General features: G+C 62.8%; 27 protein-coding genes and 1 pseudogene. 8 read left to right on the top strand and 20 right to left on the bottom strand.

Annotated features, from left to right (window positions below):
- Positions 1–69 precede the first annotated feature (69 nt).
- A pseudogene (locus N805_RS31195) lies at positions 70–333 on the bottom strand (RHS repeat-associated core domain-containing protein); the annotation flags it as partial.
- A gap of 174 nt (positions 334–507) precedes the next feature.
- Here N805_RS31195 and N805_RS00915 point away from each other — a divergent pair.
- The 3 genes from N805_RS00915 to N805_RS00905 all read left to right on the top strand — a co-directional run bounded on the left by N805_RS00915 (position 508) and on the right by N805_RS00905 (position 4774).
- A complete protein-coding gene (locus N805_RS00915) occupies positions 508–1329 on the top strand; it encodes an ion transporter (RefSeq protein ID WP_019471469.1) in 822 nt (273 codons plus the stop codon).
- Positions 1330–1542: 213 nt separating this feature from the next.
- The gene (locus tag N805_RS00910; protein ID WP_019471468.1) at positions 1543–2541 is read left to right on the top strand and encodes a sulfate ABC transporter substrate-binding protein; all 999 of its coding nucleotides are present in this window, start codon (positions 1543–1545) and stop codon (positions 2539–2541) included.
- A gap of 208 nt (positions 2542–2749) precedes the next feature.
- On the top strand, positions 2750–4774 hold the full coding sequence (locus tag N805_RS00905) for a mechanosensitive ion channel family protein (protein WP_019471467.1): 2025 nt from the start codon (positions 2750–2752) through the stop codon (positions 4772–4774).
- A 120-nt stretch (positions 4775–4894) separates the two neighbouring features.
- Here N805_RS00905 and N805_RS00900 read toward each other — a convergent pair whose 3' ends face one another.
- Together N805_RS00900 and N805_RS00895 are read right to left on the bottom strand one after the other, a co-directional pair.
- Entirely contained in the window at positions 4895–5821 is a 927-nt protein-coding gene (locus N805_RS00900) for a class I SAM-dependent methyltransferase (protein WP_019471466.1), read from the bottom strand.
- 145 nt (positions 5822–5966) lie between these two features.
- Positions 5967–6863 (bottom strand): DMT family transporter, encoded by an 897-nt coding sequence (locus N805_RS00895; RefSeq protein ID WP_019473362.1) that lies wholly within the window; start codon positions 6861–6863, stop codon positions 5967–5969.
- Between the two features lie 133 nt (positions 6864–6996).
- Between N805_RS00895 and N805_RS00890 the strand changes: the two genes are divergently transcribed.
- The 3 genes from N805_RS00890 (at position 6997) to N805_RS00880 (ending at position 10267) form a co-directional block, all read left to right on the top strand.
- Entirely contained in the window at positions 6997–7434 is a 438-nt protein-coding gene (locus N805_RS00890) for an Lrp/AsnC family transcriptional regulator (RefSeq protein WP_019473363.1), read from the top strand.
- 555 nt (positions 7435–7989) lie between these two features.
- Positions 7990–9522: an NCS1 family nucleobase:cation symporter-1 gene (locus tag N805_RS00885; RefSeq protein ID WP_019473364.1), complete on the top strand. Its 1533-nt coding sequence runs from the start codon at positions 7990–7992 to the stop codon at positions 9520–9522.
- A gap of 16 nt (positions 9523–9538) precedes the next feature.
- On the top strand, positions 9539–10267 hold the full coding sequence (locus tag N805_RS00880) for an aspartate/glutamate racemase family protein (RefSeq protein WP_019473365.1): 729 nt from the start codon (positions 9539–9541) through the stop codon (positions 10265–10267).
- Between the two features lie 119 nt (positions 10268–10386).
- On the opposite strand, the gene N805_RS00875 is transcribed toward N805_RS00880, so the two are convergent.
- The 17 genes from N805_RS00875 to ccmA all read right to left on the bottom strand — a co-directional run bounded on the left by N805_RS00875 (position 10387) and on the right by ccmA (position 24185).
- The gene (locus N805_RS00875; protein WP_019473366.1) at positions 10387–11580 is read right to left on the bottom strand and encodes a D-amino acid dehydrogenase; all 1194 of its coding nucleotides are present in this window, start codon (positions 11578–11580) and stop codon (positions 10387–10389) included.
- A gap of 44 nt (positions 11581–11624) precedes the next feature.
- Positions 11625–12287, bottom strand: a complete 663-nt coding sequence (locus N805_RS00870; RefSeq protein WP_019473367.1) for a hypothetical protein — start codon at positions 12285–12287, stop codon at positions 11625–11627.
- 233 nt (positions 12288–12520) lie between these two features.
- Positions 12521–13027 (bottom strand): hypothetical protein, encoded by a 507-nt coding sequence (locus N805_RS00865; protein WP_019473368.1) that lies wholly within the window; start codon positions 13025–13027, stop codon positions 12521–12523.
- 288 nt (positions 13028–13315) lie between these two features.
- Entirely contained in the window at positions 13316–13654 is a 339-nt protein-coding gene (locus tag N805_RS00860; protein ID WP_016488389.1) for an FKBP-type peptidyl-prolyl cis-trans isomerase, read from the bottom strand.
- 82 nt (positions 13655–13736) lie between these two features.
- Complete coding sequence (locus tag N805_RS00855) at positions 13737–14144, bottom strand: GFA family protein (protein WP_019473369.1); 408 nt, start codon at positions 14142–14144, stop codon at positions 13737–13739.
- Positions 14145–14223: 79 nt separating this feature from the next.
- A complete protein-coding gene (locus tag N805_RS00850; RefSeq protein ID WP_019473370.1) occupies positions 14224–15012 on the bottom strand; it encodes a PhzF family phenazine biosynthesis protein in 789 nt (262 codons plus the stop codon).
- 51 nt (positions 15013–15063) lie between these two features.
- A complete protein-coding gene (locus N805_RS00845; RefSeq protein ID WP_019473371.1) occupies positions 15064–16002 on the bottom strand; it encodes a 2-hydroxyacid dehydrogenase in 939 nt (312 codons plus the stop codon).
- An 837-nt stretch (positions 16003–16839) separates the two neighbouring features.
- Entirely contained in the window at positions 16840–17256 is a 417-nt protein-coding gene (locus N805_RS00840) for a hypothetical protein (protein ID WP_019473478.1), read from the bottom strand.
- A 12-nt stretch (positions 17257–17268) separates the two neighbouring features.
- Positions 17269–18465, bottom strand: a complete 1197-nt coding sequence (ccmI, locus tag N805_RS00835; RefSeq protein WP_019473477.1) for a c-type cytochrome biogenesis protein CcmI — start codon at positions 18463–18465, stop codon at positions 17269–17271.
- Positions 18458–18934 carry a cytochrome c-type biogenesis protein gene (locus N805_RS00830; RefSeq protein ID WP_019473476.1) on the bottom strand — a complete coding sequence of 159 codons (477 nt, stop codon included), beginning with the start codon at positions 18932–18934 and terminating at the stop codon, positions 18458–18460. The genes ccmI and N805_RS00830 overlap by 8 nt, the downstream gene beginning before the upstream one ends.
- On the bottom strand, positions 18931–19467 hold the full coding sequence (locus tag N805_RS00825) for a DsbE family thiol:disulfide interchange protein (RefSeq protein WP_019473475.1): 537 nt from the start codon (positions 19465–19467) through the stop codon (positions 18931–18933). Before N805_RS00825 ends, N805_RS00830 begins: the two co-directional genes overlap by 4 nt.
- Positions 19464–21437, bottom strand: a complete 1974-nt coding sequence (locus N805_RS00820) for a heme lyase CcmF/NrfE family subunit (RefSeq protein WP_177313771.1) — start codon at positions 21435–21437, stop codon at positions 19464–19466. The genes N805_RS00825 and N805_RS00820 overlap by 4 nt, the downstream gene beginning before the upstream one ends.
- Before the next feature lie 11 nt (positions 21438–21448).
- Positions 21449–21904, bottom strand: coding sequence for a cytochrome c maturation protein CcmE (gene ccmE / locus N805_RS00815; protein WP_019473473.1), 456 nt, complete (start codon positions 21902–21904; stop codon positions 21449–21451).
- Positions 21901–22077: a heme exporter protein CcmD gene (ccmD, locus tag N805_RS00810; RefSeq protein ID WP_012273475.1), complete on the bottom strand. Its 177-nt coding sequence runs from the start codon at positions 22075–22077 to the stop codon at positions 21901–21903. The genes ccmE and ccmD overlap by 4 nt, the downstream gene beginning before the upstream one ends.
- Positions 22074–22841: a heme ABC transporter permease gene (locus tag N805_RS00805; protein WP_019473472.1), complete on the bottom strand. Its 768-nt coding sequence runs from the start codon at positions 22839–22841 to the stop codon at positions 22074–22076. Before N805_RS00805 ends, ccmD begins: the two co-directional genes overlap by 4 nt.
- Before the next feature lie 46 nt (positions 22842–22887).
- Positions 22888–23565, bottom strand: a complete 678-nt coding sequence (ccmB, locus tag N805_RS00800) for a heme exporter protein CcmB (RefSeq protein WP_013973563.1) — start codon at positions 23563–23565, stop codon at positions 22888–22890.
- A complete protein-coding gene (gene ccmA, locus N805_RS00795) occupies positions 23553–24185 on the bottom strand; it encodes a cytochrome c biogenesis heme-transporting ATPase CcmA (RefSeq protein ID WP_019473471.1) in 633 nt (210 codons plus the stop codon). The genes ccmB and ccmA overlap by 13 nt, the downstream gene beginning before the upstream one ends.
- 266 nt (positions 24186–24451) lie before the next feature.
- Between ccmA and N805_RS00790 the strand changes: the two genes are divergently transcribed.
- Together N805_RS00790 and N805_RS00785 are read left to right on the top strand one after the other, a co-directional pair.
- Positions 24452–26008 (top strand): flagellar hook-length control protein FliK, encoded by a 1557-nt coding sequence (locus tag N805_RS00790; protein WP_019473470.1) that lies wholly within the window; start codon positions 24452–24454, stop codon positions 26006–26008.
- Positions 26005–26346: an EscU/YscU/HrcU family type III secretion system export apparatus switch protein gene (locus N805_RS00785; RefSeq protein WP_019473469.1), complete on the top strand. Its 342-nt coding sequence runs from the start codon at positions 26005–26007 to the stop codon at positions 26344–26346. The genes N805_RS00790 and N805_RS00785 overlap by 4 nt, the downstream gene beginning before the upstream one ends.
- Positions 26347–26348 lie beyond the last annotated feature (2 nt).

Raw genomic sequence — 26348 nt, 5'->3', positions numbered from 1 at the left:
ATACTGCTTATTATCTATCGACTTAAAGACTGGCTTAAACACTGACCAGTACTTTGAAAACCGATTCCGACCGTCGGGATCGCTGAAATTGACAGGATCACCTTGACAATACGCATAGGTGTTAATCCCACCACGCCCGAATGGACTCAACGAATCCGGGCTATGGAAGCGCATTAAGATGGGACTATAAACTCGATGCCCATTCCCCAGAAAGTACCCACGCACTACACTGTCTAAAAACTGGCCGTTATAGGCCAGTCGAGCGCCACGCTCACTGCCTCCCAGATAGCCATATACCGAATAAGCTAATCTCCCTGCCCCCCTCGAGCCGATACAAGTACGTTTTCCATTTCAACTCCATAGCCGCTGCCTTGTGAGTCTCATCCTGCATCGGATCTAACAGATGAGGAACTGTCATTTTTAACAGGTCGACTCCGAATTTTCGCGTTGCAAGCGCTGGTAAGGACCCACTACGCTTGCAGATCAAGGCTCAGGAATCCCCTTCACATGCCCACCCCGCAATCTTTACGCGAGCGTCTCTTCGTCATCGTCTTCCAGTCCGACACGGTGGCTGGAAGACGCTTCGACAAAATCCTCCTGCTGATCATCCTGGCCAGCCTGGTCACCGTCATCCTCGACAGCATCGACGAAGTGCACCAAGGCTACGCCGGCCTGCTGGCTGGCATAGAGTGGGGCTTTACCGCGATCTTCCTGGCCGAATACATCACCCGCCTGTACTGCTCGCCCAAGCCCTTGCGCTATGCCTTCAGCTTCTACGGCCTGGTCGACCTGCTGGCGATCGTGCCGGGGATCATCGCCCTCTATTACAGCGACGCCCAGTACCTGCTGATCATCCGCGTCATCCGCATGCTGCGGATCTTCCGCGTGCTCAAGCTCAGCCCGTACCTCAAGCAGGCCAACTATCTGATGGAGGCGCTGCGCGGTAGCAAGCAGAAGATCATCGTGTTCCTGGTCAGCGTATCGACCCTGGTAACGGTGTTCGGCACGCTGATGTATGTGATCGAAGGCCCGGAACATGGGTTTACCAGCATCCCCAAAGGCATCTACTGGGCCATCGTCACCCTCACCACCGTGGGCTTTGGTGACATCGTGCCAAAAACGCCGCTGGGCCAGGTGCTGTCATCGCTGGTGATGATTACCGGTTATTCGATCATTGCCGTGCCGACCGGCATCTTTACCGCCGAACTGGCCAATGCCATGCGCGGGGAGCAGTTGCAGCATGATTGCCCGACGTGTCACAAAAAGACGCATGAGCATGGGGCGGCGTTCTGTTCCCGCTGTGGAAATGGGTTGTTTCCCAAACAATGATGCTGCCTGTGCTGGCCCTTTCGCGGGTGAACCCGCTCCCACAGGATCACCACAGGCCTTAGCAGTGCGCGGTCCCTGTGGGAGCGGGTTTACCCGCGAAGAGGCCGGTACAGGCGACGGCATAACCAAAGTCATTTTTGTTCTTTAACCGCCACAAACCCACCCGCTATAGTCGCAGGCAAATTGCCAACACCTCGATAACAAGGAAGCAACGTGAAAAAACTCTTCACCGCCTCGCTGCTCGCCGCAGGCCTGGCACTGGGCAACCTCGCCCAGGCCGCCCCCACCCTGCTGAACGTTTCCTACGACGTGATGCGCGACTTCTACAAGGACTACAACCCGGCCTTCCAGAAGCACTGGGAAGCCGAGCACAAAGAGAAGGTCAACGTGCAGATGTCCTTCGGCGGCTCGAGCAAGCAGGCGCGTGCGGTGATCGATGGCCTACCGGCCGATGTCATCACCATGAACATGGCCACCGACATCAACGCCCTGGTCGACAATGGCAAGCTGGTGCCGGACAACTGGGTGACCCGCCTGCCGAACAACAGCGCGCCGTTCACCTCGGCCACTGTGTTCATCGTGCGCAAGGGCAACCCGAAAGCCCTGAAAGACTGGCCCGACCTGCTCAAGGACGGCGTGCAGGTGATCGTGCCCAACCCGAAGACTTCGGGTAACGGCCGCTACACCTACCTGTCGGCCTGGGGCTATGTGCTCAAGCAAGGCGGTGATGAAACCAAGGCCCGTGACTTCGTCGGCAAGCTGTTCAAACAGGCGCCGGTGCTGGACACCGGTGGCCGTGCCGCCACCACCACCTTCATGACCAACCAGATTGGTGATGTGCTGGTTACCTTCGAGAACGAAGCCGAGATGATCGCCCGCGAGTTCGGCCGCGACCAGTTCGAAGTGGTCTACCCAAGCGTATCGGCCGAAGCCGAGCCACCTGTCAGCGTGGTCGACAAGGTCGTGGCGAAGAAAGGTACCCAGGCGGTGGCCGAGGAATACCTGAAGTACCTGTGGTCGCCTGAAGCCCAGGAGATCGCCGCCAACAACTACCTGCGCCCGCGTGATGCCGCAGTACTGGCCAAGTACACCGACCGCTTCCCGAAAGTGGACTTCCTGTCGGTGGAGAAAACCTTTGGTGACTGGCGCACCGTGCAGAAGACCCACTTCAACGATGGTGGGGTGTTTGACCAGATCTATACCGGTCAGTAACTGATGTAGGCAGCTCCGGCCCTATCGCCGGCAAGCCAGCTCCCACAGGTACGGCACATGGCTTGGGCATTGTGCAGTACCTGTGGGAGCTGGCTTGCCGGCGATAGCGCCAGTAGTTTTGACACACCTCTTCGAACTTTCTCCACCAACCTGCAATCAGTTCCTTGAGTAACCCTGCCCCGCTCACCCCGGCCCAAGGAGTACTCCAGTGCTGCGCTTTCTCTCTACCCTGCTGCTCGGCTGCCTGCTGAGCACCCACCTGCTAGCCGCTGACCCCGCCCCCGCCGAAGAACAACCCGCCGAGCCCGCACCGGTCTTGCAAGGCGGCCTTCTTGGCGCCCTGGCCGACGGCCTGGACAGCGCCGCCCAGGAGCTCGACCTTGATGCCCATCTGGTCGATGCCTGGCGCCTGCGCACCGACCGCGCCACCAAGGAAGTCGAGCGCCTGGTTGACCGGCACTCGGCCGACGACTCGCTGCAGCTGGTCGGCAACTTCCTCCTGCTGACCCTGACCTGGGCCGCCAGCTTCGCCGCATTCACCAGCCTCGGCCGCTGGGCCGCCAACCGCACTTCAGGCACACCCTGGCTGCGCGAGCGCAAGCGCGCCAGCAGCCTGCTCGGCTACCTGCTGCCCTATACCCTGCCGGCCCTGGCCAGCTTGCCGCTGACACTGTACGCCAGCCGCTTTCTCGACCCGTCAGTGGCACGCGCACTGGGCCTGAGCCTGGCCTATGCCACCAGCAGCGGCCTGTTTTCGACCTCGATCATCCTCTGCCTGGTGACCCTGTTCGATGCCGGCCACAAGCGCGCCGCTGTGGCGGTGATCAAACGCCTGGCCCCACGCCCGCTGTTCATGATCGGCTTTCTCGCTGCCTGGAGCGACGCCCTGACCAGCCCACAGATCGCCCGCCAGCTGGGCGGCAACCTCACCGCCAGCATCGCCGTGGCCACCGGCCTGATTGCCACCTTCATCTTCGCCAGCCTGGTGATCCGCCTGCGCCGCCCGGTCGCGCACCTGATCCGCAACCGCGCCTTCAAGGACCGCGTGCAGCATCGCGCCGTGCAGGAGACCCTGCGGATCTTTTCGGTGCTGTGGTATCTGCCGATCCTGCTGATGATCCTGGTGTCGGCCATTCACCTGATCGGCGCCGGCGAAGAAAGCCAGAAGGCACTGCAGAAGGCCTTGCTGACAACGGTACTGCTGGTGTCCACGGTGTTTCTCAGCACCCTGTTGCAACACCTGCTGGCACCGCGCGAAACGGATGCCGGGCAACGCATACGGCCTTACAAGGAACTGCTGCGCAGCCTGGCCCACGCGCTGCTGCGCATCGCCATGGCAGTGGCCTTCATCGAACTGCTGGGGCGCATCTGGGGCGTCTCGGTGATCGGCTTTGCGCTGAGCAACAGCCTGGGCCAGGCCATCGGCAATTCGCTGTCGAGCATCGGCTTGATCCTGCTGGTCACCTGGCTGCTGTGGGTGGTGCTCGATACTGCCATCCAGGAAGCGCTCAAGCCGGCGGTCGGGCGCCGCGCTTCGCGCCAGCCGAGTACCCGGGTTCGGACCATCCTGCCGATGTTGCGCAACGCCATCAAGGTCATCCTGATCGTCATCTGCACCATCACCACCATGGCCAACCTGGGCATCAACGTCGCGCCACTGCTGGCCGGTGCCGGGGTGATCGGCCTGGCCATCGGCTTTGGCTCGCAGCAACTGGTGCAGGATGTGATTACCGGGCTGTTCATCCTGATCGAGGACACTATTTCCATCGGCGACTGGGTAGTGCTCGACTCCGGCCACGCCGGTACTGTCGAAAGCCTGACTATCCGTACCTTGCGCCTGCGCGATGGCAAAGGCTTTGTGCACTCGGTGCCGTTCGGCCAGATCAAGGCGGTTACCAACCAGTCGCGGCAGTTCGCCTATGCGTTCTTCTCGGTGCAGTTCACCTACGACAGTGACGTGGATGCGTCACTGGCGCTGATCCATGAAGTGGGCAAATCGATCAGCGAAGACCCGCTGCTGCGCATCAACCTGCAAGGGCCGCTGCAGGTGTTCGGGGTGGACCGCATGGACTTGAACGGGTTTGTGCTGACGGCGCAGTTCCGCACTATTTCCGGCGGGCAGTATGCGGTGAGCCGGGCGTTCAACGAGCGGCTGAAGAAGCGGGTGGACCAGACCGACAACGTCAGTTTTGCCCAGGTGTACCCGCTGCCGCTGCAGGCTCTGGGGGCTTGATGTCGCCTGTACTGGCCTCTTCGCGGGTGAACCCGCTCCCACAGGAACTCCACAACATTCAGGACTGTGGTGAACCCTGTGGGAGCGGGTTTACCCGCGAAGAGGCCGGAGAGGGCAACATCAATTCTGGCGGAATACCAAGGCCTTCAGCCCGCCAGCCGGGTCCACATCCGGAAACTCCGGCGGGTTCTCCAGCCGCTCGACAAACGCCAACGAAGGCGCCTGCTCGGCCATCCCCTCGATCAGAAACTCCGGCCCGATCCCCGGGTCGTTGACACACGCCAGCACTGTCCCACCGGCGCTCAGCAACTCTGGCAAACGCCGCAGGATCTTCGCGTAATCCTGGGTCAGCACGAAGCTGCCACGCTGGAAGGTCGGCGGGTCGATGATGATCAGGTCGTAAGACCCGTACTTGCGCACCTTGCCCCACGACTTGAACAGCTCATGCCCCAGGTAGGCCACACGCGATGCATCGTGGCCGTTAAGGCGGTGGTTGTCCCGCCCCCGAGACAGGGCCGATTTGGCCATGTCCAGGTTCACCACCTGCTCGGCACCCCCGGCAATCGCTGCCACCGAGAAGCCGCAGGTGTAGGCGAACAGGTTCAGCACGCGCTTGCCCGCCGCCTGCTCGCGCACCCAGCGCCGGCCGTAGCGCATGTCGAGGAACAGGCCGTTGTTCTGCCGCACGCCCAAGTCCAGCAGGTAGGACAGGCCGTCCTCGACCACCTCACGTTGCTGGCACGGCTCGCCCAGCAGCCACTGGCCCGGGCTGTCGGGCAGGTAGCGGTGCTGAATGAGAATGGCCTGGCCGGCCCATTGCGGGCTCTGCGCCAGGTTGCGCAGCATGGCTTCCAGTTCGGCCAACTGGCCCTCGGGCAGCTCGCGGAACAGGGCTACCGAGAGCACGCCTTGCAACCAGTCGACAGTGACCTGCTCCAGGCCCGGCCAGCAACGGCCACGGCCGTGGAACAGGCGGCGGGTTTCCTGCGGGGCAGGGTCGAGGGCGACGAGCAGGTGCTGCTCCAAGCTGTGAATCGGGGAAGTCATGGTGGGTCGCAGGCTGGCAAAAGCGGCATTCTACCTTGCGGGCCTCTTCGCGGGTAAACCCGCTCCCACAGGGACCCCACAGTATTCAGGGCTACGGTGATCCTGTGGGAGCGGGTTTACCCGCGAAGAGGCCCGCAAGGTCACCTCAGTTCTTGACTGCATCCCGCACTGGCCGGAACCACCACCCCTGCTGCATCCCCGCCGCTGCCAGCAGAATCAACCCAACCCCTAGCCACTGCAGCGGTGCCAAGCGGTGCCCGAACGCCACCCAGTCCACCAGAATCGCCGCAATCGGGTAAATGAACGACAGCGCTCCGGTCAACGCCGTGGGCAAACGCTGAATGGCACTGTACAGCAGCACATACATGAGGCCGGTGTGGACCACGCCCAGTGTCAGCAAGCTGGCCAATGCCGGCATTTCGCCCGGCAAACCGCCGAGCTTGACCCAGGGCGCCAGCAACAGCACCCCCGTGGTTACCTGTATCAACGCAATCAGGTGAGGTGGCGTGCCACTCAGCCGCTTGATGATCAACGCCGCAATGGCATACAAAAACGCCGCGCCCAGTGCCAGGGCAATGCCCAGCAAGTATTCCTCACCACCACCCTGCCCCGCACCATGGGCGCTGACGATGGCCAACATGCCGAGGAACGCCACGCTAAGCCATGTAAGCTTGGCCAGTGTGATCTTTTCGCCCAGAAAAAGCGCTGCCAGCCCGACCAGCATGAACGGCTGCACGTTATACACCGCTGTCCCGATGGCGATCGACGCACGCGAATACGAGGCGAACAACAACAGCCAGTTGCCGACGATGGCCACGCCGCTGGCAATCGCCAGCAGGAACGCCGTACGGCTGATTACCCCGGGCCGCAAAAAGCCGAAAGCGGCGCAAATCACCAGCAAGGTCACGGCGCCGAACACGCAGCGCCAGAACACCACCTCGAGCACCGGCTGCCCGGACACCAGCACAAACCAGCCGATGGTCCCGGAAATCAGCATGGCGAAGACCATTTCCAGCGAGCCACGGCGCAATGAACTGTCCATCTCACACCTCACGTTGACGATGGCGACAGTATGCAAAAGGTGCAGCTAGGCTTTCCAGCGGATTACCAAGGCAGATTTACAGCCTTGCCTTTACTATCAAGGCAAATAACGCGAATGACCTGATGAGGTGAACATGACCGATGCCATCGACCAGCTATTGATCAATGCACTGATGGAAGACTCGCGCCGCTCGCTCAAAGCCCTGGCGCAAGTCAGCGGGCTGTCCGCGCCCAGCGTCAGCGAGCGCCTGCGCCGCCTGGAAGAGCGTGGCGTGCTGCGCGGGTATACGGTGGAGGTCGACCCGCGCGCCTTTGGTTACCAGCTACAGGCCATCGTACGCATTCGCCCGCTGCCGGGGCAGCTGCAGGAAGTAGAGCGGCAGATCATTGCCATCCCCGAGTTCACCGAGTGCGACAAGGTCACCGGCGAGGACTGTTTCATTGCCCGGCTGCATGTGCGCTCTATGGAACAGTTGGACACCCTGCTGGACCGCATCAATGTGCTGGCCGAGACCAACACCGCCATCATCAAGAAAAGCCCGGTGAAGCGGCGGTTGCCGCCAATGGAATGAATTCGCCTGTTCCGGCCTCTTCGCGGGTAAACCCGCTCCCACAGGTACTGCACCAGATTTGGGCTTGTGATGAACCCTGTGGGAGCGGGTTTACCCGCGAAGAGGCCAGCGCAGAAAAACCTGACTATTTTTTGTACACATAAATGTCACCATAAGTGCCATTTTTGTGTGCACTTTCTTCAGAAACGCCCCATTGCGTTACACACTCCCCGCAACTAATTTTGACCATTCGATCAACTAAATAGTCGACAGAAAATTTAAACCTGTTCATTCGGTCAATTTATACCTCACTTATTTCATTAACTTATCTTTCAACAAGATAAGTTCGAAATGTCCATCTGTTAAAACTTGCTTTCCCTTGGCATGGAACTCGCTTTTGTGTGTTCGTGTTTTGTATACAACTTGAGCAAAACATAAATACACAAGAACCCGCGACGCCGGTCCAAAGCCGGCCGCCGCGCCCAGAACCCTGTGATGCCAAGCTGCACCGACGAGATGGCGAGCCCGTGCGCATGCCCGCTCATCGCAGTCAATGTGCATCAGGAGCCCGCCGGAATGAGTAGCAGCCTCGACCTTGCCCCTGAACTATCCGTCGCCAGCACCCACCCCGCTTCCAGCCTCGTCGGCAATGCGCCAGAACTGGCCCTGAGCCCGCGCCTGCACAACCGCGACCTTGCCCCGACACGCACCGAAGGGCGCCGCTGGGGTGGCTACAGCATCTTCGCGTTGTGGACAAACGATGTGCACAATATTGCCAACTATTCGTTCGCCATGGGCTTGTTCGCCCTCGGCCTGGGTGGCTGGCAGATTTTGCTGTCGCTGGCCATCGGCGCGGCGCTGGTGTACTTCTTCATGAACCTGTCCGGCTACATGGGGCAGAAAACCGGGGTGCCGTTCCCGGTCATCAGCCGCATTGCCTTCGGCATCCACGGCGCACAGATACCGGCACTGATCCGAGCAGCCATCGCCATTGCCTGGTTCGGCATCCAGACCTACCTGGCCTCAGTGGTGCTGCGCGTGCTGCTCACCGCCGTGTGGCCGCAATTGGCCGCCTACGACCACGACAGCATCCTTGGCCTGTCGAGCCTGGGCTGGGTGTGCTTCGTGTCGATCTGGCTGGTGCAGCTGGTGATCCTGGCCTACGGCATGGAGATGGTACGCCGCTATGAGGCCTTCGCCGGCCCGGTAATCCTGCTGACCGTGGCCGCCCTGGCGGTGTTCATGTACTTCAAGGCCGACGCGCGTCTCGCCTGGTCGGTAAGCGAGCCACTGACCGGCGTTGATATGTGGCGCAATATCTTCGCCGGCGGCGCCTTGTGGCTGGCCATTTACGGCACTCTGGTGCTGAATTTCTGTGATTTCGCCCGTTCCTCGCCGTGCCGCAAGACCATCCGCGTCGGCAACTTCTGGGGCCTGCCGGTAAACATCCTGGTGTTTGCCGTGATCACCGTGGTGCTGTGCGGCGCGCAGTTCCAGATCAACGGCCAGATCATCGACAGCCCGACCCAGATCGTCGCCGCCATCCCCAGCACGCTGTTCCTGGTGCTGGGCTGCATGGCGTTCCTGATCGTCACCGTGGCGGTGAATATCATGGCCAACTTCGTCGCCCCGGCTTTTGTGCTCAGCAACCTGGCGCCACGCCACCTGAACTTCCGCCGCGCGGGGCTGATCAGCGCCACCCTGGCGGTGCTGATCCTGCCGTGGAACCTGTACAACAGCCCGCTGGTGATCGTGTACTTCCTGTCCGGCCTGGGCGCCCTGCTCGGCCCGCTGTACGGGGTGATCATGTCCGACTACTGGCTGCTGCGCAAAGGCTGCATCAATGTGCCAGAGCTGTACACCGAGCACCCGACCGGCGCCTACCACTACAGCAAAGGTATCAACCTGCGCGCCGTGGCGGCCTTCGTGCCGGCCGCGCTGCTGGCCATCGTCCTGGCCCTGGTACCCAGTTTCCACACCGTGGCGCCGTTCTCCTGGCTGATCGGTGCCGGCATCGCTGCCGTCCTGTACCTGCTGATCGCGCCACGCAATCGCCACTACCACGATGTCAGCGGCGAATGCATCGCCGTCGACCACAGCAGCCACTGACCGGGGAAAACTGCTCATGCGTATCCTGATTGCCAACGTCAATACCACCGAAGCCATCACCGAATCCATTGCCCAGCAGGCCCGTGCGGTGGCGGCGCCCGGTACTGAAATCGTCGGGCTTACTCCTTGGTTCGGCGCCGAGTCGGTGGAAGGCAACTTCGAAAGTTACCTGGCGGCCATCGCCGTGATGGACAGGGTGCTGGCCTACGAGGCCCCCTACGACGCCGTGATCCAGGCCGGTTACGGCGAACACGGCCGCGAAGGCCTGCAAGAGCTGCTGAACGTGCCGGTGGTGGACATTACCGATGCTGCCGCCAGCACCGCGATGTACCTGGGCCATGCTTATTCCGTGGTAACCACGCTGGACCGCACCGTGCCACTGATCGAAGACCGTCTGAAGCTGTCTGGCCTTTATGACCGCTGCGCATCGGTGCGGGCCAGCGGGCTGGCGGTGCTGGAGCTGGAAGCCGACCCGCAGCGCGCCGTACAGGCGATTGTCGAGCAGGCCGAACGCGCCGTGCGTGAAGACAAGGCCGAAGTGATTTGCCTGGGCTGCGGTGGCATGGCCGGGCTGGACGAGCACATTCGCCAGCGCACCGGCGTGCCGGTGGTGGATGGCGTAAGCGCAGCGGTGACCATCGCCGAATCGCTGGTGCGCATGGGCTTGAGCACCTCCAAGGTGCGCACCTATGCCACGCCGCGGGTGAAGAAAGTGGTGGGTTGGCCGATGCGCCTGGGCCGCTGATCCTTCATTTGCCTGTACCGGCCTCTTCGCGGGTAAACCCGCTCCCACAGGTATCCCACAGCATTCAGGCTTGTGGTGAACCTGTGGGAGCGGGTTTACCCGCGAAGAGGCCGGTATGGTCAACCGATTTCTCTAGCCAGCCGCTCTGCACTGCCACAGGCCAGTGTAAACCCCAAGGCCCCATGCCCCAGGTTCAGCCACAGGTTGCGATACACCGTCCCACCAATGATCGGCACCCCGGTCGGTGTCGCCGGTCGCATGCCCGCCCACTCCACCGCCTGGCCATAATCCGCTGCCATCGGTAACGTCTCCAGCGCCAGCCGCCGCATGCTCTGCAACCTGCGTTTTTCCACCGACTCGTCGAACCCGACAATGTCCACCATCGCCGCTACCCGCAGCTGCTGCCCCAGGCGGGCATAGACGATCTTGCGTTCATAGTCGGTAAGGCTCACCTCCGGCGGCCGATGCCCGGCGCTGATGGGTGCGCTCAGGCTGTAGCCCTTCAGCGGGTAGACCGGTATCTGCACCCCCGGTAATGCCAAGCCTGGGCCACGATGCCCGGCACACAGCACCAACTGTTCCACGTCCAGTTGCTCGTTGCCCAGTTGCAGCGCTACGACCTGGTCCTGGCGCCGTACCAGCTGCGTCACTGGCCGGCCAAGCAGGAAACGGCATTGCCCCGAAGCGCGCAACAGTGCCTCCAGGCGCAGGCAGAACAAGTGGCAATCGCCAACCTCTTCATCCGCTGTGAACACGCCACCCACAAACGGTGCGCCCTCCAGGGCAGGGTCCAGCGCGCGCAACTCGGCGGCCGCCAGCACCCGCTGGCTGGCCGGGTCGGTCAACTGTGCCCGGCCATCGGCAAAGGCCCGCTCGCTGCGAAAAGCCACGAGCTTGCCATTGCGCCGCCAGCTGAAATCACCCAGGTCATGATGCTCGCGCCATTGCGCCAGCACAGCCTGGCTTTGCAGCGCCAGCTCCAGCAGTTGCCCGGCATTTCGGCGGTTGACGCTGCGCCGGCATGCCAAGGTGAATGCCAGCAGCCAGCGCCACTGCGCCCGGTCCAGACGCAAGCGCAGGCGCAGCGGCGACTCGCCCTGCAACAGCCAACCCAGTGCCTGCCACGGCACCCCGGCATCAGCCAGCGGTGCCACATAGCGATAGGACAATTGCCCGCCATTGGCGAAGCTGGTGGCCGACGCCAGGCTGTCGCGGGCCTCGATCAACTCCACCGACCGCCCTTCACGCACAAGCGCGTAGGCCGTTGCCAGGCCAACCACCCCGCCACCGATTACCGTTACCCGCTGCTTCATCGCGCTTCCCTGTTCCGGCTTCCTGGGCAAACAGTACCAGCGGATCAGGTCGGGCAGCTATGCGCACCGTCATTCAGGCCTTGGCGCACGTTGCGGCTGAGCAGGCTGGCCTTGCCGTCGTGCCAGGTCAAGGTCAGTACATAGAGGGTGTCGAAGTCATCGCCGCTCCAGTCCTGGGTGATCACCCGCTCTTCACCCAGGGCCTTGCCGGCCACCGTGTTGATCAGTTCAGGCAGGTAGCCGTGGGACCAGGCGGTATAGACAGTCGCATTGCGGTATTTGTCGCTCAGCAACTCATCGGCCAGTTCGTCGGTGTCGTTGGCGCCGTAGTCGATATTCACCGGCAAACCGAGGCGGATGGCGCTGGGGGTGATGGTCATCAGCGGGCGAATGTAGCTGTAGCTTTCGTCCTTGCTGCCTTCCTCGACCTGCCGCGAAGGGTTGGCGGCAAACACGTAGTCGGCATTACCGAAGCGCTCTGGCAGCAAGGTTGCCAGGTCCAGTGCGCGATTGAGGCCCTGGCAGTTCAACTGGCCAAGCCCCTCACCGGGCTTCTCGGCATGGCGCAGGAACACCAGGGTCTGGGTGCCATCCACCGGTTGAGCCCGGCTGTCGACAGCCTCCAGCGCCAGCGGTACGGCGGCGGCCGTGAGTGCCAGGCTCAGCAGCAGATGGCGACGACGGCGGAAGAATGTGGGCAGCTTCATCAATTCAGGCTCGTGTGGCAGAGAAATCGGGTTGACCCGCCACATCGCCCTGTTAGCTGCAGGGCGCCCTTGTAGTGAATGCCATCCGTGGCAACGAGTGAGGGTCAGAGTGCCCTGAACCCGTTTGGTTCCTCCCTGGAGGTGGATGCCGTTCCCTGGGCAAGGCCTAGGTTAGGGGATGGGTGTTGCTGAATTATGTCCAGTCTCAACTAATTCACTTTGGGGAGTAGCCGTCACAGCGCGCCTGCAGCTCCGCTCGCAGGGACAGAGTCGATAATGGTCACATCAAACACCTGTTCGATGACCTGTTTCGGACCTTGATTCAAACTCCAGGCGAAAAAAACGAGAAAACCTAGCAAGAATACAAATAGAACTGAACCTACAAGACTTTGTGCCACGCCCAACCAGAACCCAGGTTTGGCTTGCCTGATTTCACTGCTCGCCTTATCTGAGTAGTACTGTTCAAGCTCCACAGCCTGCGCTGCGATCGAGGCGTCAAGAAAGCCCTGAGCAAGCTGGCTGGCCTGGTTTCGATAGCTCTCGATCTGCGTGGCGCTGTTGCTGACATCGTGGAAAGGAGCCAAGTCTTCATCTTTGGGCTCCCGATCATGCTTTGTTTTGAATGCCTGGATGAATTCGATTTTCTGCCGCTTGTACAACGAATAGGCAATGATACCGAGTGTATCTTGCTCATTTTCTACAAGCACAGAGTAGATGTGGTTGTAGCAGCCGTCGGCCATAAGGCTTTCACCCCTTGCGCAGGCGGAAGTACGCGGCTGTAAATGCTGCCTTCAGTTCCGAACGGGACTTTCGCGGGTTAGTGATCACACTGGCCAATTCACGCGGTAGCGAAATTTCCATACGTGCACCTGATGCCACTAGCAAAGCGTTAGCTTCGCGTACCACCCTCGAAGAAAAATGCGACTTCATGGAATTACTCCCCTCTCGCTTGTTGAGTCGGCAAGCTTAGCTGGCTGTGAATCTGCCCTCAATCAGACACGAGCCGACAGCGCGTGTAGTCCTTTTCCTCAATCATCCCGCGTCAGCACTTCCAGCAATTCGATCTCAAAGGTCAGGTCCGAGCCAGGCGGTATCGCCCCCACACTGCGCTCGCCATAGCCCAGGTGTGCTGGAACCTGCAGTTTGCGCTTGCCGCCAACGCGCATCCCCATCAGGCCTTGGTCCCAACCTTTGATCACACGACCGGTGCCGATCACGCACTGGAACGGCTTGCCGCGTGACCAGGATGAGTCGAACTCGCTGCCGTCGGCCAGCCAGCCGGTGTACTGGGTGGTGATCAGGGCGCCTTTGACGGCGGCTTTGCCTTCACCCTCGACCAGGTCGATGATCTGCAATTCTTGGCTCACGGGCACACTCCAACGCTGGAAAACAAAGCCGCCCTTTTCTCAGGAATGCACCGGTTTGGCAAGCAGGATCGACGGCACACTATTAGCTGTTCTGCTCAAACACCTCTTGGCCGGTCAGCTCTTTGGTCTGGTTGGCAAAACAGTACCAGGCGGGCTTCTGCTCGACAAAAATCTGCAGATCGAAATCCCATTCCTGATCCCCATCCAGCAGGCCGACCGGTACCGCATGGAAGTCGTTGGCCTTCAGCCGGTAATACAGGTGCGTGCCGCATTGGCCGCAGAACCCTCGCTGCGCCCAGTCGGACGAATCGTAGACACTGGGGGTACGCCCTTCGATCACCGGTGGCTGACTGCAATGCACCACCAGCAACGGGCCGCCGGTCCACTTGCGGCACATGCTGCAGTGGCAGGCGCTGATATGGGTGTTGTCGACGGTGACCTTGAGCGTGGTGGCACCGCACAGGCAGGTGCCTTGTTTTTCCAGGGCCATGGCTGGTTCCTTTAGCGAGGGTTGGGCCAGCAATTATAGATGCCAGCTGCAACGCGCCTACAAAGGATCGCGTGAAGCTTCAGATATACACAGTACCGCGCAGGTACAACGCCGCTCGCCCGCTAATGATCACCCGGCCATTGCCCGGTACTTCGCACAGCAGCTGCCCTTTACGTGCCCCGCCCTGCTCGCAGCTGAGCACATGCTTGCCCAGGCGCTCAGCCCACACTGGCGCCAGCGAGGTGTGTGCCGAGCCTGTGACCGGGTCTTCGTTCACGCCAACCCGCGGGCCAAACCAGCGGGTGACGAAATCAAAGCCACGCCCTGCCGCCGTCACGGCAATGCCGCGCACGTCGAAAGCCGAAAGCGCCACAAAGTCCGGCTTCAGCGTGTCGAGCAACAGGGCGTCATCAATCACTACGACATAGTCATCGCTGCGGTACACCGCCTGTGCCTGGCTCAGGCCCAGCGCTTGCAGCAAGCCCACCGGGGTTTCCACGACGGCCGGTTGCTTGGCCGGGAAATCCATGGCCAGCAGCCCGTCAGCGCCACGGCTGACGCGCAATTCGCCACTGCGGGTGTTGAAGCGCAGTACCTTCGCCTGCTCACCCAGTTGCTCGAACAGCACGTAGGCCGACGCCAGGGTGGCGTGGCCGCACAGGTCAACTTCCACAGCTGGGGTGAACCAGCGCAGGTCGAAGGTTTCGCCGTTGCGCACGAAATAAGCCGTTTCCGACAAGTTGTTTTCTTCGGCAATGCGCTGCAGCACATCGTCCGGCAGCCAGGCTTCTAGCGGGATCACCGCCGCCGGGTTGCCACCGAACGGTTCAGCGGAGAAGGCATCGACCTGGAAGATTTCGAGTTGCATGCACACGCTCCTTGTTGCCCGGGCGTTGCCAGGCAGATGTCGGGATAGGGGTTACGGGCGTACCGGGGTCAATACTGGCTCGCCGGCAAAGAAGGCCTGCAGGTTGCGCAGCACCAGGGTCACGGTATCGCGCGCGGCCTCCGGCGACTGGCCGGCCACGTGGGGCGTGAGCACGGTGTTGGCCAAGGCCTTGAGGGCTTCGGGTACTGCCGGTTCGTCGTCGAATACGTCCAGCGCGGCGCCAGCCAGTTGGCCCTGCTGCAATGCGGTGATAAGAGCCTGCGTGTCGACCACGCTGGCCCGGGCGATATTCACCAGATAGCCCTTGCCGCCCAGCGCCTCTAGTACCTGAGCATCGACCAGATGCTGGGTATTGGCGCCACCGGGGGTGGCCACGACCAGGATGTCGACGGCAGCGGCCAGGTGCAGCGGGCTGTCGTACCAGGTGTAAGGCACACCTTCACGCGGGGTGCGGCTGTGGTAGCTGACGGGCATGTCGAAGCCCAGATTGGCGCGCCTGGCAATGGCCTGCCCCACTGCCCCCAGGCCAAGAATCCCCAGGCGTTTGCCGCTCACCGAGGGGCTGATCACCCGGTTCCATTCACCGCGTCGGGTGCTGGCATCAGCACGGGGAATGTCGCGCAGTAGCGCCAGCAACAGGGCCAGGGTGTGGTCGGCGACTGCGCTGGCATTGGCACCCGCGCCGTTGGTAACGGTGATGCCGCGGGCGGCGGCGGCAACCAGGTCGACTTGCTCGTAGCCGGCACCGATCACACAGATGATCTGCAGATTGGGCAAGGCGTCGATTTCGGTAGCCGTCAGGCCCAGCGGGCCGCGCGTGAGCACGGCATCGATTTCGTTGGCGTGGCGCTGGATGGCGTCGGCGCGCAGTTGCGGTGAGGGGGCACGAATAAGGAGGTAACCGGCCTGCTCCAGCATGGGCAGGTAATCGTCGACGGTTTCTACCAGTACCAGGACTGTCTTGCGCATGCCACCTCCGGGTCAATTCGAGGCGCCATTATGCGGAGTCACCAGCCAGTACAGTCAATTGAAATTACAAGGCATAACTGTACTGTGCTGCTCCGCTCTAGCCGTTGATCTTGATCTTGATCTTGATCTTGATCGTCGCGACTTCAGGAGGCCGAACGCAGGCCTTGCGGAGGGAGGTGACGGGCATGGATGCCCGTCAAGCGCTGGGCCCCAGGATGGGGCCTGCAGCGCGGTCCTCCCGGGAGCGAGGCCGGAGTGCGGGAACCCCGGAGCGCAGCGCAGGGGCCGGATGATGGGAGCGCAGCGTTTTTTGGTTACTTTTTGTCGCGTTTGACAAAAAGTGACTCGCCGTAAGGGCGAAAAGGTGAGTGTGCGTCGCCATCGCGAATGGCCTATGCGCGAGCTAAAAACCAGCACCGTTTCGCTTGTCGCTTGTCGCTTGTCGCTTGTCGCTTTCGCTTTACGCTTTCCGCTTGGAGGCGTGGGCATCAACAAGGAGGTCAACATTCATTTTCGAAGGTGGCATCAAGTCACCTTTCCGCCCTTACGGCGGGTCACTTTTTGTCAAACGCGACAAAAAGTAACCAAAAAACGCTGCGCTCCCATCATCCGGCCCCTACGCTGCGCTTCGGGGTCCCCTCGCTCCGGGCTTGCTCCCGGGAGGACCGCGCTGCAGGCCCCATCCTGGGGCCCAGCGCTTGACGGGCATCCATGCCCGTCACCTCCCTCCGCAAGCCCTGCGCTCGGCCTCCTGAAGTCGCAATCTGCGTCGCCTGAGCTTCCGCACGCTTAAAAGCAAAAGCAAAAGCAAAAGCCGATGCCGATGCCGATGCAGCGTTACTGGGCGAACGCTCGCCCTAACCCACCCGGCACGCCACTGCTGTCAGTATCCTGCCAAGGCCCATTCGGGCTCAGCGACCAGCTCCAGCCGTTATCAAACCGATAGTACGTACGCTGCCGGTAGAACGTATTAGGCTGCTTCTCCAATACATATACACCCAGCTTGGGGTCCCAATGGCTAGCCCCGCCAGGCGGTGGCGCAAAGCTGGCCGAGGTACGCGGCATCGGCTTGGGAATCGCCGCCGGCTTGCTCGGCTGGGTGGACGGTTGCCCACCCGGCAACGGCTTGACGACCGGCCCCTGCGGCGGCAGGCGCTCGATCGGTGGCGCGGGCTGCTCGTACGGCTGATGCACCGTACACGCAGACAAACCCAGGGCCAGGGTGATCAGGGTCAGGCGGACGGTGCTGTGCATGGCTTTGCTCTCTTACAGGTCTGGGCTGTCGATGGTCAGGTGCTGGGTAGCCTGGGTGGCGCTGGGCAACGGCGCGCCCTGGCCAATCCACTCACCACGGGTAGGCTGGCCAGCGCGGGAAACACGTGCAACCAGTTGGACTTCGGCAAATTGTGACAGTTTCATCTGGGGCATCATTGCGTCAGCGTCAGACAACTCCACCTCCATCGGCAACTGCGCTACGGTCACCCGCTTGGCTGCCAACGGCATGGGCGGGCCATTGCTGGCGCGAGCGAAGATGAACACCGTATCGTCGGGCTTGACCTTGTCCTTCAGTGCCGCTGCCAGTTCCACCCGTACCTTCAGCCGGGCTGCCACTGGTGCTGGCTCTGCGGCCTGCCCTGCCGGCCCACCCAGGCGCTCGGCAGCGCGGTCGATGCCGCCTTGCAGGGCCGCACGCGAGGCATCGCCTTCTGGCAACTGCGCCAGCAGGCGCTTCCAGTAGTCGATGGCTTCCTGGTAACGCTCGCCTTCAAAGGCGGCAATACCGCGCAGGCCCAGGCTGGTCACTTCGTTGGGGTCGGCCTTCAGCGCTTCATCCGTCAGTGCCTGCAACTGCGGGCTCCACTGCTTGTCGGCGGCAAAGTACATGGCCTGCGCCCACTGGCCCAGCAGCTCGGGCTGGCGGCCAGCCAAGGCCACCGCCCGCTCGAAGGTACGCGCAGCCTCGGCCGGACGCTGCTCGGCCATGTAGGCACGGCCCAGGAAGTACATGGCCTCGGCCGACTCAGGCTGGGCCTGCACCACACGCTCCAGGCGCGTGGTCATTTCTTCCATCGACTTGGGTGCCTCGGCGAACTGCTGGGTCAGCGCCACCTTGTCGGCCGAACCAAAATGCAGGTAAAGGCCCAGCGCCATCAGCGGTACCAGCACTGCAGCCAGCAGCGGCAAGGCTTTGCCCAGATGACCCTGGCGCGGGGCTTCGGCGCCTTCGGTATCGGCCAGCAGCTCACGGGCAGCCTCGTCACGGCCCTTGGCCAGCTGTGCCTCATCGAGCACCCCGGCAGCCTGCTGGGCAGCCAGTTCGGCCACGCGTTCCTGGTACAGGGCCACGTTCAGGGCAGTACGGTCTTCTTCCTGCTGGCGGCCACGGCCACGCAGGATCGGGATCAGCAAAAAGCTGAGGGCGGCGAGCAGCAGCAGGCCCGCGCTAAGCCAGAATTCAGTCATGGGTCTGTTCTTTTTCCAGCAGTTTGGCGAGTCGCTCGCGTTCTTCGGCGGAAAGCTCGTTGTTGCCCGGCAAAGCCGTACCACGGCGTCGGCGCACGATCACCGCCAGCACCGCAAAACCACCGACCAAAAGGATGCCCGGGCCGAACCACAACAGCCAGGTACGCCCGCTGAGCGCCGGTTTGTAGCGCACAAAGTCACCATAGCGGTCCACCATGAAGTCGACGATCTGCTGGTTGCTCTTGCCTTCGCCAAGCATGCGGAAGATCTCGCGGCGCAGGTCGGCAGCAATTGGCGCGTTGGAGTCGGCAATGTCCTGGTTCTGGCACTTGGGGCAACGCAGTTCCTTGGTCAACTGCTGGTAGCGCTCGCGCTCGGCATCATCGCGGAACTGGTAAGTATCGATGGCCGCCTTGGCCACACCGGCCAGGCTCATGCCCAGCACGGCAGCTGCCACCCAGCGCCTCATGGCTTGGCCTCGTCGACCAGGCCCTGGTACAACGGCGCCAGCTGCTCACGCCAGACGGTGGCATCGACAACGCCCACGTGCTTGTAGCGGATGATGCCCTTGGCGTCGATCAGGAAGGTTTCTGGCGCGCCGTACACCCCAAGGTCCAGGCCCAGGCTGCCCTGCTCGTCACGGATGTCCAGCTGGTATGGGTTGTGGAACTCGGCCAGCCATTTCTGCGCGGCGGCGTTGTCGTCCTTGTAGTTGACCCCGTGGATCACCACGCCCTGCTGCGCCAGTTGGTTCAGGTACGGGTGCTCGACCTTGCACGACGGGCACCAGGTGGCCCACACGTTGACCAGTGCCGGGCGGCCCTGCAAGTCGGCCTGGGTCAGGGTGCGGTCGCCCTGGGTAGAAGCCAGGGTAAACATCGGGAACGGTTTGCCGATCATTGCCGACGGCAGCTCGTCGGGCTTGAGAAACAGCCCCTTGTAGAGGAACACCGCCACCAGCAGGAACACTGCCAGGGGGACTACCATGATCCAACGCTTCATGCAGCTGCTCCAGACACGCCCAGGGCATCACGCACCCGGGTCTTGACCTTGACGCGGTAGCGCCGGTCGAGTGCCGCCAGCAACCCGCCCAGGCCGGTCAGCAGACCGCCCAGCCAGATCCAGCGGACATAAGGCTTGATGTGTACGCGCACGGCCCAGGCGCCGTTTTCCAGCGGCTCGCCAAGGGCAACGTACAGGTCGCGGGTAAAGCCGGCGTCGATGCCGGCTTCGGTCATCATCGACTGCTGCACGGTGTACAGGCGCTTTTCCGGGTGCAGGGTAGTCACTTCACGGCCATCACGGCTGACCACCACGGTACCCTTGTCGGAGATGAAGTTCGGCCCTTCGAAGTGCTTGGCGCCCTGGAACAGGAAGTGGTACCCCCCCAGTTCCACGCTTTCGCCCGGGGCCATGCGCAGGTCGCGTTCGGCGCTGTTATTGCTCGACAGCACCACGCCCAGCGCACACACCGCCAGGCCCAGGTGTGCCAGTTGCATGCCCCAGTAGCTGCGCCCCAGCCCAGGCAGGCCCCTCAGCAGGCCTTTGTGACGGGTCTTGTCGAGGATGTCGCGCAGCCCGCCGAGTACCACCCAGGCAGCCAGGGCGAAGGCAGTCAGGGTCGGCCAGTCGAAGTCGTCTACGATAAAACCGGCAACCGGGGCAAGAATGGCACTGCCGATCAGCACCGGGGTCAACATGCTGACCAGCCATTTGCCCGGGGTGTCCTTCCAGCGCACCACCACGCCCACGCTCATTACCACCATCAGCAGTGCCATCAGCGGCAGGAACAAGGCATCGAAATACGGCGGACCTACCGACAGCTTGGCCCCGGTCAGGGCATCAAGCACCAGCGGGTACAGCGTGCCGAGCAGAATCATCGACGCGGCCACCACCAGCACCAGGTTGTTGGCCAGCAGCAGCGTCTCGCGCGACCACAGGGCGAAGCCGACCTGGCTCTTGACCACCGGTGCACGCAGGGCGAACAGGGTGAGCGAACCACCGACCACGAACAACAGGAAGAACAGGATGAAAATGCCCCGCGACGGGTCGGCGGCAAATGCGTGTACCGAGGTCAGCACGCCGGAACGCACCAGGAAGGTACCCAGCAGGCTCAGCGAGAATGCGGCAATTGCCAACAACACAGTCCAGCTCTTGAACACCCCACGCTTTTCCGTCACCGCCAGCGAGTGAATCAACGCCGTGCCCACCAGCCAAGGCATGAACGAGGCGTTTTCCACCGGGTCCCAGAACCACCAGCCACCCCAACCCAGCTCATAGTAGGCCCACCACGAGCCCAAGGTGATACCGACACCCAGGAAGGCCCAGGCGACGATGGTCCAGGGCCGCGACCAGCGCGCCCAGGCAGCGTCCAGGCGGCCGCCGAGCAAGGCGGCAATGGCGAACGCAAAGGCCACCGAGAAGCCCACGTAGCCCATGTACAGCATCGGCGGGTGAACGATCAGGCCAAAGTCCTGCAGCAGCGGGTTGAGATCGCGACCGTCGGTGGGCACTTGCGGCAGCAGGCGCTGGAACGGGTTGGACGTGATGATCAGAAAGCTCAGGAAGCCGACGCTGATCATGCCCATCACCGCCAGCACGCGGGCCAGCATTACCTGCGGCAACTGGCGCGAAAACACCGACACGGCAAAGGTCCAGCCGCCCAGGATAAGCGCCCACAGCAGCAGCGAACCCTCGTGGGCGCCCCACACGGCGCTGAACTTGTAGTACCAGGGCAAGGCGCTGTTGGAGTTGCTGGCCACATAGGCGACCGAGAAGTTGTCGGTCATGAAGGCATGGGTCAAACAGGCGAAGGCAAAGGCCAGGAAAGCGAATTGCCCCCACGCCGCCGGCCGCGCCAGGCTCATCCACAGGCTGTCGCCACGCCAGGCGCCAAGCAGCGGCACACTGGCCTGCACGCTGGCAAAGCAGATGGCCAGGATCATCGCCAGCTGGCCGAGTTCGGGTATCACCAGTGCCGCGTTCATGGCTTGGCCTCCGTGCTGGTGGCGGCCTGGCCGCTTTCCTTCAGGGCCTTGGTGACCTCGGGCGGCATGTACTTCTCATCGTGCTTGGCCAGTACTTCATCGGCCACCACCACGCCTTCGGCGTTGACCTTGCCCAGGGCGACGATGCCCTGCCCTTCGCGGAACAGGTCGGGCAGGATGCCGCGGTAGGTGATTGGCACCGACTTGTTGAAGTCGGTGACCACAAAGCGCACGTCCAGCGAATCGGACGAGCGCTGCACCGAGCCCTTCTCGACCATGCCGCCAGCACGGATGCGGGTGTCCAGCGGCGCTTCGCCATTGGCGATCTGGGTGGGCGTGTAGAACAGGTTGATGTTCTGCTGCAATGCGCTCAAGGCAAAGCCGACGGCAACCCCGACGCCGACCAGCAGGCCGACGATGAGCAACAGGCGTTTCTTGCGCTGCGGATTCACTGGTTGTTCTCCCGGCGCAAACGGCGCGCCTCTTCTTGCAGGTAGCGACGGCGGGCCAGCAGCGGCGCGGCGACATTCAGCGCCAGCACCGCCAGGCAGATGCCATAGGCCGACCACACGTACAGGCCATGGTGGCCCATGGCGAGAAAATCACCGAAGGTGGCAAAGCTCATTGTGCGCTCCTCCGCCCCAGGCTGTTCAACACTTCGTCCTTGACCCAACTGGCGCGCGCCTCGCGCTTGAGCACTTCAAGGCGCATGCGTAGCAACAGCACGGCGCCGAAGAAACAGTAGAAACCCAACGCCGTGCACAGCAACGGCAGCCACATTTCGGCGGGCATCGCAGGCTTTTCGGTGAGGGTGAAGGTGGCACCCTGGTGCAGGGTGTTCCACCACTCCACCGAGTACTTGATGATCGGGATGTTGACCACGCCGACAATCGCCAGCACCGCACAGGCCTTGGAGGCACTGTCACGATTACTGATCGCCTGGCCCAGCGCAATAATGCCGAAGTACAGGAACAGCAGGATGAGCATGGACGTAAGGCGGGCATCCCACACCCACCAGCTGCCCCAGGTCGGCTTGCCCCAGATGGCGCCGGTAACCAGCGCCACGGCGGTCATCCAGGCGCCGATGGGCGCGGCACATTGCAGGGCGACGTCGGCCAGTTTCATCTTCCACACCAGCCCCACCACCCCGGCGACCGCCAGCAGCACGTAGCAGGACTGCGCCAGCATCGCCGCCGGCACGTGAATGTAGATGATGCGGAAGCTGTTGCCTTGCTGGTAGTCCTGGGGGGCGAATGCCAGGCCCCAGGTGATACCGACCAGCAGCAGGAGCACGGCAGCGCCGGCCAGCCATGGCAGCATGCGGCCGCTGATGGCATAAAACCATTTCGGGGAGCCCAGCTTGTGGAACCACGTCCAGCTTATTTTCATCAGGGTACATCCAGGGTATTTGCCGGGCTTGAGAGCCCGGGACTCGTTATTCGCCGACGCTGATCTTCAGGCCGGCAGCTATCGCAAAGGGTGCCAGGGTCACGGCCAGGGCCGTCAGGCTGGCGAGCCAGAGCAGGTGGCCGGTTGCGGGCATATTTTGCAACGCCGCTTGCAACGCACCACTGCCCAGGATCAATACAGGGATATACAACGGCAGAATCAGCAACGCCAGTAACAAACCACCGCGCTTCAGACCGACCGTCAGTGCTGCGCCCACCGCGCCCAGCAGGCTCAATACCGGTGTGCCCAGCAGCAGGGAACCGAGCAGTACCGGCAGGCAATGGCTTGGTAGCCCCAGCATCAGCGCCAGCAGCGGCGCCAACAATACCAGTGCCAGCCCGGAAAAGATCCAGTGCGCCAGCACCTTGGCCAGCACCAGCAGCGCCAGCGGGTGCGGCGACAGCACCCATTGTTCCAGCGAGCCATCCTCGAAATCGCTGCGGAACAAGCCGTCCAGCGACAGCAGCACCGCTAGCAGTGCCGCAACCCAGACCAGGCCCGGCGACAAGGTTTGCAACAATTGGCTTTCTGGGCCGACCGCCAAGGGAAACAGCGCAACGACGATGGCGAAGAACACCAACGGGTTGGCCAGCTCGGCAGGGCGACGGAACAGCAGCCGCGCTTCGCGACGCAACAACAAGATGAATACGCTCATGCCGCCCATTGCCCCAGGTTCAGTTCACGGTAACCGGAGGGCTTGCGTTCCAGCGTGTGGTGGGTGGTCAGCACCACTGTGCCGCCCTGCTCGCAGTGGGCCGCCAGGTGCGCTTCGAGCTGAGCCACGCCTTGTTTGTCGAGGGCGGTGAAGGGCTCATCGAGGATCCATAGCGGCGGGCACGCCAGGTACAACCGGGCCAGGGCCACGCGGCGCTGCTGGCCGGCCGACAGGGTATGGCAGGGGACGTCCTCGAAACCACGCAAACCGACCGCCTCCAGCGCCGCCCAGATCGCCTCGCGGCTGGCTGGCTGGTGCAAGGCGCACAGCCAGGTGAGGTTCTCTTCGGCGGTGAGCAGGTCCTTGATGCCCGCGGCGTGACCGATCCACAGCAGGATGCTGGCCAGGGCATGGCGCTGCTCGGCCAGCGGCTTGCCGCCCAGCAGGATCTGCCCGGCGGTGGGTTGCATCAACCCGGCCAGCAGGCGCAGCAAGCTGGTCTTGCCGCTGCCGTTGGGGCCGCTGATCTGCAGCATGTCGCCGGCGCCCAGCTCGAAATCGAGCTGCTCGAACAGCAGGCGCCAGTCGCGCTCGCAGGCCAGGCCCGCAGCTTGGAGGTGAAGGGTCACGGTTTCGCCTTATCTTTGTAGGGCTTCGGGCCGGCGTCGCCTGTTTCGCGGGCTTGCCCGCTCCCACAAGGTCTGGTGCAGTATCTGAAAGCTGCGCTGAACCTGTGGGAGCGGGCAAGCCCGCGAAGCAGGCGACGCCGCTCCAGAACCCTTGTGTCTCAAGTCGCCCCGCGCGCTGCCGTTATACTGGCAACCACGGGCGCTCGGCATTATTACATGCGCCGCCGCGCTGCCAAGAGGCCGGGTTCGACAGGTTGTATACAATCATGACTGAAATCAATAGTCTCGGCGCACAAACCGCGATCAACAGCCAAGCCATGAAGGCGGGCATGACCGGCGAACTGCTGCGCCTGATCCAGGCGCAGCCCGGCCTGCTGGCACCCGGCGAGACCGCGCAGGTCGAGGTTGTGTCGCTGCGCCAGACGGGCCAGGAATTTCAGCTGGTACTGCGGTTGATGCAAGCCAACGGCGTGCAGACCCAACTGCAAGCCAGCGCCAGCCAGCCCCTGCCCCAAGGCAGCCAGGTCACTGTCAGCCAGACCGAAAGCAACCGCCTGGCAATCATGCTGCAGCAGGCCAACGCCAGCCAGATCACCACCCTCACTCGCCTGGACACCAGCAAAGTGCCCGTCGGCACGCTGCTGCAAGGCAAAGTCCTGACCAACCAGGCATTGCCCCAGGCGCCCGGCCAACCGGCAAGCTACCGGGCGCTGGTCAGCCTGCTGAACAGTGCTCAGGCCGGTGCCACCATGAGCATCGACAGCCCGCGCCCACTGGCCATTGGCAGCCTGCTCAGCGCATTGGTGCAGGGTGACCAATCGCTGCGCTTCGTGCCGCTTAGCGGCAGGCAGGACCAACTGAGCATTGCCCAGCAACTGCTGACCCAGCAAAACCGCCAGGCTTCGCTGCCCGGCCTGCTCAACGCTCTGCAACAGCTCACCCGCGACCCGGGCGTCGATGGCGAACTGCGCGCCAGTGCCGAACGCCTCTTGGCCGGCCTGCCGGACGCCCGCCAACTGGGCGACGCCAAGGGCGTGGCCCAAGCCCTGAACAACAGCGGCGCCTTCCTTGAAGCGAAACTGCTGGGCGGCTTTCCTGCCAGCGTGGCCACGGACCTGAAGGCACACCTGCTGCGCCTGATTACTCAGGCCCCGGCCAGCACACCCGGCACGCCCAACCTGGCACCCGCCAGCCTGGCCGTGACCATGCCGGCGCTGGCGCGCAGCGCGCTGGGCATGCTCGAACGGGTCAGCCCCAAGCCGCAGCCAGGGGCGTTCCCCCTGCCGTCTCGCCTGCTCAAGGCCCTGGAAGACGAAGGCGACCTGCAACAACTGCTGCGCCTGGCCGCTGCGGCCATCTCGCGCCTGCAAAGCCATGCCATGAGCAGCCTGCAACAAACCGGCACGCTGGAAAACGGCAACCTGCAGACCACCTGGCAAACCGAAGTGCCGATCCGCCATGGCCAAGAGTTCATCCCGCTGCAGGTCAAAATTCAGCGCGAAGAAACCCCGCAACAGCAGGCCGACCGCCAACACGAAGCACAGGACCCACTGCAGGCCCTGTGGCGCATCGAACTGGCCTTCGACCTTTCGCCCCTCGGCCCGCTGCAAGTACAGGCGCAGTTCAGCCAAGGCCGCCTGAGCGGGCACCTGTGGGCAGAGCGCGAACAAACCGCAAGGCTGATCGACAGCCAGCTCGGCGCCTTGCGCCAGCGCCTGCTGGAACGCGGCCTGGACGTTGGCGACCTGGAATGCCACCCGGGCATCCCCCCTCAAGGCCCGCGCACACGGGTAGAGCAACGCTGGGTAGACGAAAACGCATGACACACACACCACCACGCCAAGCCATTGCCCTGACCTACGACGGCCAGCAGGCCCCTACCCTCAGCGCCAAGGGTGACGATGCGCTGGCCGAGGCCATCCTGGCCCTGGCCCGTGAGCATGAGGTACCGATCTACGAAAACGCCGAGCTGGTGCGCCTGCTGGCACGCCTGGAGCTGGGCGAACAGATCCCCGAAGCGCTGTACCTGACCATTGCCGAAATCATTGCCTTCGCCTGGCAACTGCGGGGCAAGGTGCCCGCCGGTTTCAGCGACGAAGCCGAGGCGCCGCGCGACATCACGCCGGTAACCGCACTGCTGCCACCTGCCAGCCACCGGTAGTT

Origin of the sequence: Pseudomonas putida S13.1.2, from assembly GCF_000498395.2 — a bacterium.
In the GTDB taxonomy this organism is placed as follows: Bacteria; Pseudomonadota; Gammaproteobacteria; order Pseudomonadales; family Pseudomonadaceae; genus Aquipseudomonas; species Aquipseudomonas putida_Q.
Note: the sequence above shows the minus strand (reverse complement) of the source record. Positions and strands in the feature narration are given on the sequence as shown.